This window comes from Polynucleobacter sp. MWH-Svant-W18 (assembly GCF_018687495.1).
Taxonomy (GTDB): Bacteria; Pseudomonadota; Gammaproteobacteria; order Burkholderiales; family Burkholderiaceae; genus Polynucleobacter.
Genome location: NZ_CP061293.1, coordinates 158,528 through 171,883 on the forward strand (window position 1 = coordinate 158,528; position 13,356 = coordinate 171,883).

Sequence of the window (13,356 nt, forward strand, 5' to 3'; positions counted from 1 at the left end):
TCTCGGTATGTGGGGTGATCGCGTGAAGTCAGATCTATCTCGCTTGGATGTGGCGGAGTTTGGCCGAGTTGGGGTTTTATTAGGCGGTCGCTCCGGTGAACGTGAGATCTCTTTAATGTCAGGTAATGGCGTCTTAGAGGCCCTGCTCTCCAAAGGCGTTGATGCACATGCTTTTGATCCAGGTTTACGTTGCCCTACAGAGTTGGCTAAAGAAAATTTTGATCGAGTATTTATTTCTCTTCATGGTCGCTATGGTGAAGATGGCACGATCCAGGGTTTATTGGACCTATTAAGCCTTCCTTACACTGGTAGTGGTGTATTGGCTTCTGCTTTATCCATTGACAAAATTGCTACCAAACAAATTTGGCTGAGCAACGGTTTATCTACTCCAGAGTTTGAGGAGCTTACTGCAGCCAGTGATTGGAGTGTGGTTGTTAAAAAATTGGGCTTACCACTCATTGTGAAGCCAGCCCATGAGGGTTCCTCTCTCGGCCTTACCAAAGTCAAGTCGGCAGAAGAATTACCAGCTGCATATCAACTTGCTGCAGGCCTCGATAAAAAAGTCATCGCTGAAACATGCATTGTGGGCGATGAGTTAACTTGCCCATTGGTCGGTCAAGGTGAGACGGCTGAAGCATTGCCGGTGATCAAAATTATTCCGCCACAAGCCAATTACGATTTTCATAATAAGTATTTTTCGGATGAAACCCAATACCTTTGCCCAACCGGGTTTGCTCCAGAAGTTAATGCGCAAGTTCAAGCACTAGCTCTGGCTGCATACAAAGCCTTGGGATGCCGTACTTGGGGTCGTGCTGATGTCATGCTGGATCAAAAAACCGGTAAACCATACTTGTTGGAGATGAATACCTCTCCTGGAATGACCTCTCACTCACTAGTTCCGATGGCAGCTAAGGCAGCCGGAGTTGGCTATGCAGATTTAGTCTTATGGTTATTAATGCAAACACTGCAGCAAAAGGAAGGCGCCAAAGCATGAGCTCTTTCTTAAATCGCAGTGGTGAAATCTTAGCGACCCTTGCCTCTCCTCTTTGGAATCATCCAGACCGGATGCAACGATTGAGTCAATTCTTAATGCGCTGTTTTGCTGCGATGTTAGTGGTTGGGATATTGGTTTGGTTAAGTCAAAGACCAGTTTTTGCTTTGAAGACGGTTCAGATTGAGCCAGTTGCTGGACAAACCTTAAAGCATATTAATAAAGCGCTTGTGAAGCGTGAGGTATTTGAAACTGCCCAAGGTAACTTCTTTAGCGTGCGTTTAGAGGATGTTAAGCGGGGTTTTGAAAGCATGCCATGGGTGCGACATGCAACCGTTCGCCGTGTTTGGCCTAACGGCTTAGTAGTAAATATCGAAGAGCAGAAGCCTTTTGCTACTTGGGGTAGTGAGAGCAGCAACACCTTAATGAATACCTATGGTGAGTTATTTACAGGCCGTGTTTCTGAGGTCAGTGGTGACACACAGCTGTTGGATTTTGCGGGTCCTGAAGACGCAGGCAAAGAAGTGATGAGTCTTTATGAAAAGGCCAATAACTGGTTTAAACCATGGGGCGCTGAAGTAACTAGTCTAGCTTTGACCGAGCGTTACGCATGGCATGTGAAGCTGTCGAACGGCATGAAAGTAGAGTTTGGGCGCGATGAAGAGAGCTCTGATAAGAATTTAACTGAAGAGCGCGTTGCACGCTTATTCAAATATTGGCCACAGGTTCAAGAGAAATGGGCGAATCGAATCGATGCAGTTGACTTGCGTTATGCAAATGGTTTTGCAGTGCATTTGGCATCTGCAAATATCAAAAAGAATGACGTAGATGGCAAAAAAATAGGGCTCAAGCAATGAGGAATGGTAATGAGTAAAGATAATCGTGACCTATTGGTCGGTTTAGACATTGGAACCTCCAAGGTAGTGGCCTTGGTTGCAGAGTTAGCACCCGATGGCCAATTTAATGTGGTTGGGGTTGGTCAAACTGCATCTAAAGGATTGAAGAAGGGTGTCGTAGTCAATATTGAAGCGACTGTGCAGTCGATTCAGAAGGCCCTCGAGGAAGCTGAGGTGATGGCCGATCGCCAAATTGTCCAGGTATTTACTGGCATTGCAGGTAATCACATTGTGAGTTTTAACTCCAGCGGTATGGTGGCAATTCGCGATAAAGAGGTTGGTGCTGGTGATGTAGAGCGCGTGCTAGAGACTGCGAAAGCAATCAATATTCCAACGGATCAGCAAATTTTGCACATCCTAGTTCAAGAATTCATTATTGATGGCCAAGAAGATGTACGTGAACCCATTGGTATGAGTGGCCTGCGTCTTGAGGTGAAGGTACATATCGTTACTGGTGCGGTCAGTGCCGCACAAAACATTGTGAAATGTGTGCGCCGCTGTGGTCTTGAAGTAAATGACTTGATTCTGCAGCCTTTGGCATCCAGCTTAGCCGTTCTCACTGATGATGAAAAAGAATTGGGTGTTGTTTTAGTGGATATTGGCGGTGGCACTACTGACATCGCAATTTATTGCCAGGGATCCATTCGACATACTGCAGTGATTCCAATAGCCGGTGATCAGATCACCAATGACATTGCCATGGCATTGCGTACGCCAACGATTGACGCTGAAGATTTAAAGATTGCACATGGAATTGCTCGCCAAGAAATGGCGGATCCCGCCGCCATGATTGATGTGCCGGGTGTAGGTGATCGTGAACCACGTCCAATGTCTAAGCAAGCACTAGCTGCAGTGATTGAGCCCCGTGTCGAAGAGTTATTTACCTTGGTGAGAGGTGTGGTGCGTGACTCAGGGTACGAAGACATGGTGTCTTCCGGAATTGTGCTCACTGGTGGTACTGCATTAATGCCTGGAATGGTAGAGCTCGCGGAACAGGTGTTCTTAAGGCCTGCGCGCATTGGTACTCCTGAGTACCGGGGCCACTTACATGAAGTATTACGTAGCCCTCGATATGCCACCAGCATTGGTTTATTGATGGAAGGTCAGGCACAGTTACTGCGTGGCCGTCGTGTTTCTCAATCAGGCGCGTTACAAGGAGTAATGGCGCGCATGAAGGAATGGTTTGCAGGAAATTTTTAAGTTTTTTCGTCGTCGTCAATGTAGTAAGTTATTTACCTAGGAGGGTATATGGAATTTGAAATGTTAGATCAAGAAATAGCTGGCAAGACCATTATTAAAGTGGTTGGAGTCGGTGGCGCTGGTGGTAATGCTGTCCAGCACATGATCCGTCGCGGTGTTAACGGCGTAGAGTTCATTTGCATGAACACCGATGCTGGCGCTTTACAGCGCTCTGAGGCATCTGTGAATTTGCAACTGGGCTCTAGCGGATTAGGTGCTGGTGCTAAACCAGAAATTGGTGCAGCTTCCGCTGAAGAAGCGCGCGCACGTATTGCAGATACATTGCAAGGTGCACATATGGTGTTTATCACTGCAGGTATGGGTGGTGGTACAGGTACTGGTGCAGCTCCAATCGTTGCTCAAGTTGCTAAAGAGATGGGTATTTTGACCGTAGGCGTGATTAGCAAACCCTTTGACTTTGAGGGTGTAAAGCGCTTGAAGGTTGCTGAGAATGGTGCTGCAGAGCTTGAGTCTTATGTTGATTCATTGATTGTTGTTCTCAATGAAAAGCTTTTTGAAGTCATGGGTGAAGATGCAGAGTTTGATAAAGCCTTTGCTTGTGCTGATGATGTATTGCATAACGCAGTTTCTGGCATTGCAGAAATCATTAATGTACAAGGTTTGATCAACGTTGACTTTGAGGACGTGAAGACAGTAATGGGTGAGCAAGGTAAGGCGATGATGGGAACAGCAACTGTTTCTGGCATGGATCGTGCACGCTTAGCTGCTGAAGCTGCAGTTGCTTCACCATTACTCGAAGGCGTTGATTTATCTGGTGCCCGTGGCGTATTAGTCAATATCACTGCTAGCCGTTCATTGAAATTGTCTGAAACTCGCGAAGTAATGGCTGCCATCCGTGGCTATGCGGCAGACGATGCGACCGTGATCTTTGGTACTGTTTATGACGAAAGCTTGGGTGATGCATTGCGCGTGACTGTAGTAGCAACCGGTTTGAATAATCCACAAGCACGCAAACTAAATCAGCCAGAAGTAGTTTGGAGACAAGCAACTGGTACTAGTGATGCAATGCCAACAATGGCAGATCTGAATACCTTTGCTCCTGCTAGCCCATCTGCAGCTATGAGCAAGGTTGGCTTAGATTCTGCTTTGAACACCAGTGCAGGCATGGCCCTCACAGGCTCAGGGAGTGCACTAGCGATGGCAGCCCAACCTGCAAGCACTGGCGTTGATTACAGCAAATATGATTTGCCGCGGGTCTTTCGTAACTCTCGTGAAGCGACTTCTACGCCGACTCTAGGTGCTGATAGCTCGCCTCAGGCAAAAACCATGCTGGATAAAGGGGCTGATTACTATGAGATCCCCGCTTTTTTACGTAAACAAGCGGACTAAGTAAAGCTTAATACAATAGGTAATTGCAAAATGCCAGCGCGGCGCCCCTCCGGACGACGAATCCCGCGCTTGCGTTGGCATGCTTACTAACAATTACTTATTGGAGATGTCATGATTTCTGTTGGACAAAAATTACCAAACGCCACTCTTTATGAATTTTTTGATGAAGAGAGTGAAGGTTGCTCCTTAGGTCCAAATGCCTTTGAAGTTGAGAAACTGGCTGCTGGTAAAAAAATTGTGGTTTTTGCTTTGCCTGGTGCATTTACTCCTACTTGCTCTGCAAAACATGTTCCTGGATATGTCGAACACTATGATGCGATAAAAGCAAAAGGTGTTGATGAGATTTGGTGTATTTCAGTGAATGATGCTTTTGTGATGGGTGCTTGGGGGCGTGATCAGAAGGTTGGTAAAAAGATTCGCATGCTGGCAGATGGCAGTGGTGAATTCACTAAAAAGATGGGCATTGAGCTGGACTTAACTGCTCGCGGTTTAGGTGTTCGCTCAGATCGTTACGCCATGATTGTTGAAGATGGCGTAGTGAAAAGCTTAGATCGTGAAGCGCCAGGCAAGTTTGAAGTCAGTGATGCTGCTTCTATTTTGAAGAAGTTGTAATTTATATCCCCCTGAATTTAGAGACAGCACCATGATGAAACAAAGAACCATTGCTAGCCCAGTCAAAACGGTGGGCATTGGTTTGCATTCTGGTTGCAAGGTAACGATCTCAATTAAACCTGCGCCTATTAATTCAGGGGTGCAGTTTGTACGCGTCGATACAGCAGAGCAGTCGGTGGTTCCTGCTACGGCTTTGGCTGTTTGCGATACACGTCTAGCATCTGTGATTCAAAAGGATGGCGTACGCGTTTCAACCGTTGAACATTTACTCTCAGCTTGCGCTGGATTAGGGCTTGATAATTTATTGATTGAGCTTGATGGCGAAGAAGTTCCCATCATGGATGGTAGTGCCGCCTCATTTCTGTTTTTGATTGAGTCTGCCGGCATTGCTGAACAAGAAGCGCCACGTCAGTTTGTGGTGATTAAAAAGCCAGTTGAAGTTCGGGACGGTGATAAGCTCGCGCGGCTTGAACCTTTCTTTGGATTTAAGTTGGATTTCACTATCGACTTTAAGCATCCAGCGGTTGATAAAACCGGTCAACGATTTGTAGTCGACTTTGCAGAGCATGCTTACCGTAGTGAAATTGGTCGTGCACGCACATTTGGATTTGCTCACGAAGTAGAAGCTTTGCGAGAAATGGGGTTGGCTCGCGGCGGTAGCTTAGATAATGCGATTGTGTTGGATGAGCACCGCATTCTCAATAATGAAGAACTTCGTTATGAAGATGAGTTTGTGCGTCACAAAATTTTAGATGCAATTGGCGATTTATATTTAGTCGGTTACCCAATTGTCGGTGCGTATGTGGCTGAAAAATCTGGCCACGCCTTAAACAATGCATTGTTGCGCAAGCTATTGGAAGACCCAACTTCCTATGAGATTCAGTCTTTTGCAGAGGGTAAGGCTCCAGGGGCTTATTCTCAGGAAAGCCAACCCCTCTATTTCTAGAGTGGATTTAGTGGGATTTATTTTGTAGAAGGCGCTCAACTGCCTTGTGCAGATCAGAATCTGGCTCAAGTTTTTCTAATAAGTCTTGCCATGATTTCTTGGCTACCGGGTTTAGCCCTTTTGGAGCGATATTTTTGGTGTTTTCTCGAGGCTTGACTTCCCAGGCTGGGGCGGACGGCTTCACTTTGACCTTAATCACTTTGCAGTGCAGCCCATTCTTAGCTAACTCATTGATTAGACTGGGTAAAATCTGTTGTAAACGTGTTCCTATGCTGGCACTGCTGACCAGCAAGAAAAGCTCATCTTGGCCACCAGACCGCCATCCAGCCTCAATTTTGGAGCTCAAGTGACCAAGATCTAGGGTTTCTAGGGCGATAAAGAGCCTAGCTTTGAGTTTGGCCAAGTCTTCCGTTTTAGCCAGGATCCCACCAAGACCATCTGATTCCCGCAGGTAATCCAGCCAGTCATGGGCTGTGCGATTGCGGGATGGTTTGCGAGCAGGGTTCATAAAAAATGGGGTTGCGGGTGATAAACTCAAGGACTTAATTTTCTACAATATCCCATGGTAATCGGTCTTCTTAAAACCCTGGTCGGCAGTCGTAACGACCGCCTCTTAAAACAGTATCGCAAAGTCGTTGCCAAAGTTGGTGCTTTTGAACCAAGTCTGCAATCTTTGGATGATGCTGCACTTGCTGCCAAAACTGCTGAATTTAAATCACGTTTGGCTGCAGGCGAGTCTTTAGATGATATCGCTGCAGAAGCCTTTGCGGTAGTTCGTGAGGCTAGCGTTCGCGTCATGAAGATGCGTCATTTTGATGCGCAGATTATGGGCGGCCTTGCTTTACATCAAGGCAAGATTGCAGAGATGGGGACTGGCGAGGGAAAAACCTTAACAGCAACACTACCCGTATATTTGAACGCCTTAACTGGCAAGGGTGTTCACGTTGTTACAGTCAATGATTACTTAGCACAACGCGATGCTGAGTGGATGTCAACACTTTATAACTTCTTGGGTATGAGGGTTGGTGTGAATCTATCGCAGATGGATCACAAGACAAAACAAGAAGCCTATGCCGCTGATATTACCTACGGTACGAATAATGAATTCGGCTTTGATTACTTGCGCGATAACATGGTCCAAGATTTGGATCAACGGGTACAACGTGGATTAGCGTATGCAATTGTCGATGAGGTCGATTCGATCCTGATTGATGAAGCACGCACACCACTGATTATTTCTGGACAAGCCGACGATCACACTGATCTCTATATCAAAATCAATGCATTGCCCTCTTATTTAGAGCGCCAAATCGGTGAAGAAAAGGCAGATGGTACTGGTGTTGAGAAGCCTGGCGATTACTGGGTAGATGAAAAGTCTCAACAGGTCTACTTGACTGAGCAGGGGCATGATAAGGCTGAGGAAATTTTGGTGCAGCTGGGGGCTTTGAATGATGGCGCATCCTTATACGCGCCCCAAAATATTACCTTGATGCATCATGTATATGCTGCGCTACGAGCACATTGCTTGTACAACCGCGATCAACATTATGTTGTCCAAAATAAAGAAGTCATCATTGTTGATGAGTTCACTGGCCGTTTGATGCAAGGACGACGTTGGTCTGATGGATTACATCAGGCAGTAGAAGCTAAAGAGGGTGTACCGATTCAGAATGAGAATCAAACTCTAGCGACAATTACCTTCCAGAATTATTTCAGGATGTATGGCAAGTTGGCCGGTATGACTGGTACCGCGGATACTGAGGCGTATGAATTTAAGGAAATCTACAACTTAGAAACAGTAGTTATTCCACCCAATCGAATTAGTCAACGCAAAGATCGTCAAGATCAAATTTTTAAATCTTCCCGCGAGCGCTACGATGCCGTCATTAAAGATATTGAGGATTGCTACGAGCGCGGCCAACCCGTTCTGGTTGGTACGACATCGATTGAGAATTCTGAGTTAATTTCGGGTTTACTGGATAAACGTAAGTTGCCGCATCAAGTATTGAATGCTAAACAGCATGCTCGTGAGGCTGAAATCATTGCTCAAGCTGGTCGTCCAAAGATGATCACCATCGCCACCAATATGGCAGGTCGTGGAACGGATATTGTGCTTGGCGGTAATGTTGGCAAGCAGTCCTCATTAATTGAGGCTGACTCTGCGCGCTCAGAAGCAGAAAAAGCTAGCAAAATTAAACAGCTTCAAGATGAGTGGCAAAGTATTCACGATCAAGTATTGACTGCAGGTGGTTTGCACATTATTGGTACTGAGCGCCACGAGAGTCGCCGAATTGATAATCAATTAAGAGGTCGTTCAGGTCGTCAAGGTGACCCTGGTTCATCACGCTTTTATCTTTCCTTAGATGATTCATTACTACGTATTTTTGCTGGGGATCGCTTGCGCGCAGTGATGGAGCGCTTGAAGATGCCTGATGGCGAGCCAATTGAAGCGGGTATGGTGACGCGTTCCATCGAGTCTGCGCAGCGCAAGGTTGAAGGTCGTAACTTTGATATTCGTAAACAATTGTTGGAGTATGACGACGTAGCGAACGATCAACGCAAAGAAACTTACCGCCTGAGAAACGAAGTTCTCGAAAGTAAGGATATTGGCGATTTAATTGCCAATTTGCGTGAAGATGTCTTGCGCTCAGTCTGCTCTGTGTATGTTCCAGCTGAATCTATGGAGGAGCAGTGGGACCTACATGGGCTAGAAAATGTTTTGGCAAATGAGTGGGGGCTTACGGTTGATCTCTCTAAATGGGTTGAGAGTACTGAGACAGTTGATGATTCAGAAATTGTGGAACGCGTATTACAGGCTGCACAAGAGACATATGATGCCAAGGTTGAATTATCAGGGCGCGAGTCATTTGCTGGGTTTGAGCGCTCTGTTCTCTTATATAGCCTAGATAGTCATTGGCGAGAGCACTTAGCCGCCTTAGATCATCTGCGCCAAGGCATCCATTTGCGTGGCTATGCTCAAAAGGATCCAAAGCAAGAATACCGCCGTGAGGCATTTGAGTTGTACGGTGAATTGCTGAGCATTATTAAGAATGATGTTGTCAAAAGTATTATGAGCGTACAGATTCGAAGCGCTAGTGAACTCGATCAAGCCGCTGAGTCGATGAATGAAGATTTGGCAAATCTAGCTGATGTGCAATATCAACATGCTGATCCTGATAAAGAGGTCGCAGGCTCTACTGGTGATCGTGGTGCCTCGATTGAGGTGATTCCCGCCCCTGTAAGGGCTGGACCTAAGATTGGCCGTAATGATCCTTGTACTTGTGGCAGCGGTAAAAAATATAAGAATTGCTGCGGCGCTTTAAGTTAAGCGCTGTTTTAAGGGTGCTCATGGGATAGCACCCACCGATGCCCTCATCTACAATTGTCGAACTATGACAGTTAACCTTCCCCTCCCCCAAAAAACTGATCTCAAGCCAGTAAAAGGTTTTGAGATGGGTATTGCCGAAGCCGGTATCAAGAAAGCCAATCGTAAAGATTTGCTGGTAATGACTTTGGCGCCAGGATCTCAAGTGGCCGGCGTGTTCACCTTAAATCGTTTTTGTGCTGCCCCCGTTCAGGTTTGTCGAGAGCATTTGGCGCAAGATGGTCGCAATGGTGAAATCCGGGCCTTAGTTGTGAATACAGGCAATGCCAACGCAGGCACTGGCGAATCAGGCATGAAGCATGCACTTGAAACTTGCGCAGCATTGGCAAAAGATCTCCAGTTGAATCCCGAGCAAATTCTGCCGTTTTCAACAGGAGTTATTTTAGAGCCCCTGCCAATTGAAAAAATTATTAGCACCCTCCCAAAGGCGGTTGCGAACCTGGGTGAGGATAACTGGCTTGATGCGGCGCAAGCCATTATGACGACGGATACCCAGCCTAAAGCAACTTCGATGACCGTATCTACACCGGCCGGTCCAGTGGTGATTACTGGCATCTGTAAGGGTGCTGGAATGATTCATCCAAATATGGCCACTATGTTGGGATTTATTGCCACGGATATTGGCTTCGCTCACGGCTTGCTGGCTAATCTCACCCGTGAAATTGCAGATCTTTCTTTCAACGCCATCACGATTGATGGTGATACCTCGACAAATGATTCCTTCATCATCATGGCAACTGGCCAGTCTGCAGTGCAGATCAAATCAGTGGATGATCCAAGCTATGGTGTAGTGCGAGATGCCTTGATTGTTCTTGCCAGAAAGTTGGCGCAAATGATTGTGCGTGATGGCGAGGGTGCTACCAAATTTATAACGATTGAAGTTGTGGGTGGTAAGACCTCAGAAGAGTGTCGTTTAGTTGCAAAAGCAGTAGCCCATTCTCCACTAGTAAAGACAGCTTTCTTTGCAAGCGATCCAAACTTAGGCCGTATTTTGGCTGCAATTGGCTATGCCGGAATTACAGATTTGGATGTCAATCGGGTGCAGATGTGGTTAGGTGATGTTTGGGTTGCAAAAGATGGTGGCCGCAATCCTAGCTACCAAGAGACTGATGGTCAACGTGTTATGCAGGCTCCAGAAATTACTGTGAAGATTGATTTAGGGCGCGGTAGTGCTATGCAAACCATGTGGACATGTGACTTATCTCATGATTACGTTTCAATTAACGCAGACTATCGCTCATAGAAACCTATAAAAAGATGAATGAAAAATTAGACCGACTATTAAGTCATCTTGAAACCTTTTTACCTAAACCTCTGAATGAAGAGCAATGGAAATCTTCTACAGCATTTAGGTGGCGCCGCCGCGACAGTATCTTTGGCAGTATTGGTTTCTTGCAGCCGGTGAGGCATGTCTCCGATATCACCTTTGATGACTTAAAAAATATTGATCGTCAGCGCGATGCGATTCGCGACAATACAAAAAACTTTATTCACAAAAAGCCAGCAAACAACATTTTGCTTACTGGTGCAAGAGGTACGGGGAAGTCATCTCTCATTAAGGCTAGTCTTCATGAGTTTGCTAGTCAGGGATTGCGACTAGTTGAGGTTGAAAAAGAGCATTTGGCTGATCTGGCGGACATTACAGACATCTTGGCTGAGCGCCCTGAGTGCTTCATCATTTTTTGTGATGATTTGTCTTTTGAGGATGGGGAATCTGGTTATAAGGCCATGAAATCTGCTCTAGATGGTTCAGTTTCGGCGCAGGTAGACAATATTTTGATTTATGCCACTTCAAATCGACGCCATTTACTGCCTGAGTATATGAAAGATAACGAAGGTTATGTTCATGGTGACGATGGTGAGATTCATCCGGGTGAAGTCGTTGAGGAAAAGATTTCTTTATCAGAGCGCTTTGGTCTATGGCTCTCGTTTTATCCACCCAAGCAAGATGAGTATTTGGCGATCGTTGCCCATTGGCTTACCCACTTTGGTTTAACTGCTCCACAAATTGAAGCTGCTCGTCCAGAGGCATTGGTTTGGGCGCTAGAGCGTGGTTCCCGTTCTGGCCGTGTTGCTTGGCAATTTGCAAAACACTGGGCAGGATTGCATGCCTAAAGGAATGTATTTCCATGAGTGAAATACAGCGTCCCATTACGGTTGTAGCCGCCGGAATATTGCTAGATTCAGAAAATCGCTATCTCTTGGGTCAACGACCCGAGGGTAAGCCGTATGCTGGTTACTGGGAAGTGCCTGGCGGTAAAGTCGAAAAAGGTGAAACGGTTTTTCAGGCTTTGCAGCGCGAGTTGCAAGAAGAGCTGGGCATCGATATTTTCTCTAGCGAAGAATTAACCGTCTTAGAGCATGACTATCCACATGCTTATGTACGTTTATATGTGAGCATCATTCGTAAATGGTCGGGTACCCCAACGGGTTGCGAAGGACAAGCTTTATCTTGGCAATCCATTGCCGCAGAAAGCCCTTCTGTAGAACCTTTATTGCCAGCCGCTTGGCCAATGCTGGAGTGCTTAAGACGCTTTCTAGCTCAGAACTGACAAAGCGTCAGTTTGAAGGGTACATCCGCATTAATAGGCTGCGCTTTCTTGTCTTGCTCCGCCTTTAAAAAGCGTACGGAGAGCAGGTATTTATTAGCACTAATTTCTGAGTAGAGACTATCGTCTTCCACCATGATGCGCATGAGCTGGTATACCTTGCCTGAGGGGGCCTGTTGAAACGCTCCATTGTGTGCGAGCACATCCTTCGCCTCACCGGATTGGCGCAATAGACGTAAAAATAATTGACATGCATCTTGCCAAGGCAAGAGAGGATGAACATAATTTTCTAAAAGTTTGCGGCGCTCAGTTGATGGGCTATTTTTCCAGGCATGGTAGCTTGGCAAATCAATTGGACTTGTTCCGCCAGGAATATTTAAGCGAGTACGAATTGCATTGAGCCATTCACTATCAGTAATGACTGAATTCGGTCTGCCAGTTGATTGATTGATGCTGCTAGCAACTGAGTCAATCTCAGAAAGAGTTTGCGCAAGCGCCTCTTGGTCTACTTTTTGTGACGACTTGAGTCCATTGAGCGCATATTTTTGTCGCTCGAATTCTTTGAGTAATAAAGATTTAATATCGCCACGAGCACCAATGTCGCCAAGATCAAACAAAATAGAGATCGCATTGTGGTGTAACTCTGGATCATCCGAGCGAGTAAAGTGATTAAAACGGGCGAACAAATACTCCAGCCGAAGCATGCTTCGAACTAATTCGTTGAAGGGGTATTCGTAGACAATCACAAGCCCATATTCTATGACGAACTGAGCAGATCTTTCTGAATCTGTTGAATTTTTTGGTGCAGACTTTGCACCTCTAGCTCCAAGTCCTCAAGACGCCCTTGGTTTTTGATCACCGTATCGGCCTGGCTGAGGCGCTCTTCTCGACTGGCTTGAGCTGCCAGAATTCTCTCAATTTCTAGACGGGATAAGTTGCTGCGCTGCATAACTCTCTCAATTTGCGTCTCTTTTGGGCAATCCATCACCACCAAGTGATCAATTAAGCCCTTCCAGGCGCCGGACTCTATCAGCAGGGGCACCACGAATACAAGATATAGCGCGCCATCCTGGGCCGACTGTAAAGCTTGCTTGATGGTTTCTTGTCGAATAAGGGGGTGGGTAACAGCTTCCAGCAATTTGCGGGATTCAGGATTTTCGAAAACTAGGGTCCGCATCTTGGCTCTATCGAGCGCTCCATCGTCTCCAATGTATTCCGAGCCGAATTGTTCCCGAATAAGTGGAATAGCTGAACCCCCTGGGCCAGTAATGTGATGGGCGATCAGATCGGTATCGACAATACCCGCACCCAATTGAGCCAATAACTTACTAACTGCGGTTTTTCCAGACCCAATGCCACCAGTCAGGCCAATGAGGGGAATACGCCCC

13 protein-coding genes are annotated in these 13,356 nt (G+C 46.3%); 10 read left to right on the forward strand and 3 right to left on the reverse strand.

Annotated elements, in window-relative coordinates; translation table 11 throughout:
- Window positions 1-7 precede the first annotated feature (7 nt).
- The 6 genes from C2757_RS00890 (at window position 8) to lpxC (ending at window position 6,034) form a co-directional block, all read left to right on the forward strand.
- Entirely contained in the window at window positions 8-994 is a 987-nt protein-coding gene (locus C2757_RS00890; RefSeq protein WP_215376725.1) for a D-alanine--D-alanine ligase, read from the forward strand.
- Window positions 991-1,848 carry a cell division protein FtsQ/DivIB gene (locus tag C2757_RS00895; RefSeq protein WP_215374932.1) on the forward strand — a complete coding sequence of 286 codons (858 nt, stop codon included), beginning with the start codon at window positions 991-993 and terminating at the stop codon, window positions 1,846-1,848. The genes C2757_RS00890 and C2757_RS00895 overlap by 4 nt, the downstream gene beginning before the upstream one ends.
- A gap of 9 nt (window positions 1,849-1,857) precedes the next feature.
- A complete protein-coding gene (gene ftsA / locus C2757_RS00900; RefSeq protein ID WP_215374935.1) occupies window positions 1,858-3,087 on the forward strand; it encodes a cell division protein FtsA in 1,230 nt (409 codons plus the stop codon).
- Between the two features lie 48 nt (window positions 3,088-3,135).
- Window positions 3,136-4,476, forward strand: a complete 1,341-nt coding sequence (gene ftsZ / locus C2757_RS00905; RefSeq protein WP_215374938.1) for a cell division protein FtsZ — start codon at window positions 3,136-3,138, stop codon at window positions 4,474-4,476.
- 111 nt (window positions 4,477-4,587) lie between these two features.
- Window positions 4,588-5,088 (forward strand): peroxiredoxin, encoded by a 501-nt coding sequence (locus tag C2757_RS00910; protein ID WP_215374940.1) that lies wholly within the window; start codon window positions 4,588-4,590, stop codon window positions 5,086-5,088.
- 31 nt (window positions 5,089-5,119) lie between these two features.
- Window positions 5,120-6,034, forward strand: coding sequence for a UDP-3-O-acyl-N-acetylglucosamine deacetylase (lpxC, locus tag C2757_RS00915; protein ID WP_215374943.1), 915 nt, complete (start codon window positions 5,120-5,122; stop codon window positions 6,032-6,034).
- A 7-nt stretch (window positions 6,035-6,041) separates the two neighbouring features.
- On the opposite strand, the gene C2757_RS00920 is transcribed toward lpxC, so the two are convergent.
- On the reverse strand, window positions 6,042-6,572 hold the full coding sequence (locus C2757_RS00920; protein ID WP_251366759.1) for a hypothetical protein: 531 nt from the start codon (window positions 6,570-6,572) through the stop codon (window positions 6,042-6,044).
- 24 nt (window positions 6,573-6,596) lie between these two features.
- On the opposite strand from C2757_RS00920, the gene secA reads away from it, so the two are divergent.
- The 4 genes from secA (at window position 6,597) to C2757_RS00940 (ending at window position 11,971) form a co-directional block, all read left to right on the forward strand.
- Window positions 6,597-9,362 (forward strand): preprotein translocase subunit SecA, encoded by a 2,766-nt coding sequence (gene secA, locus C2757_RS00925; protein WP_215374946.1) that lies wholly within the window; start codon window positions 6,597-6,599, stop codon window positions 9,360-9,362.
- A gap of 64 nt (window positions 9,363-9,426) precedes the next feature.
- The gene (argJ, locus tag C2757_RS00930; RefSeq protein WP_215374949.1) at window positions 9,427-10,662 is read left to right on the forward strand and encodes a bifunctional glutamate N-acetyltransferase/amino-acid acetyltransferase ArgJ; all 1,236 of its coding nucleotides are present in this window, start codon (window positions 9,427-9,429) and stop codon (window positions 10,660-10,662) included.
- Between the two features lie 14 nt (window positions 10,663-10,676).
- Complete coding sequence (locus tag C2757_RS00935) at window positions 10,677-11,534, forward strand: ATP-binding protein (RefSeq protein WP_215374951.1); 858 nt, start codon at window positions 10,677-10,679, stop codon at window positions 11,532-11,534.
- 14 nt (window positions 11,535-11,548) lie between these two features.
- A complete protein-coding gene (locus C2757_RS00940) occupies window positions 11,549-11,971 on the forward strand; it encodes an NUDIX domain-containing protein (protein ID WP_215374954.1) in 423 nt (140 codons plus the stop codon).
- Here the strand turns inward: C2757_RS00940 and zapD are convergent.
- Both zapD and coaE read right to left on the reverse strand, forming a co-directional pair.
- The gene (zapD, locus tag C2757_RS00945; RefSeq protein WP_256438133.1) at window positions 11,962-12,672 is read right to left on the reverse strand and encodes a cell division protein ZapD; all 711 of its coding nucleotides are present in this window, start codon (window positions 12,670-12,672) and stop codon (window positions 11,962-11,964) included. The two genes, C2757_RS00940 and zapD, sit on opposite strands and share 10 nt — an antisense overlap.
- Window positions 12,673-12,725: 53 nt before the next feature.
- Complete coding sequence (coaE, locus tag C2757_RS00950) at window positions 12,726-13,334, reverse strand: dephospho-CoA kinase (RefSeq protein WP_371817035.1); 609 nt, start codon at window positions 13,332-13,334, stop codon at window positions 12,726-12,728.
- Window positions 13,335-13,356 lie beyond the last annotated feature (22 nt).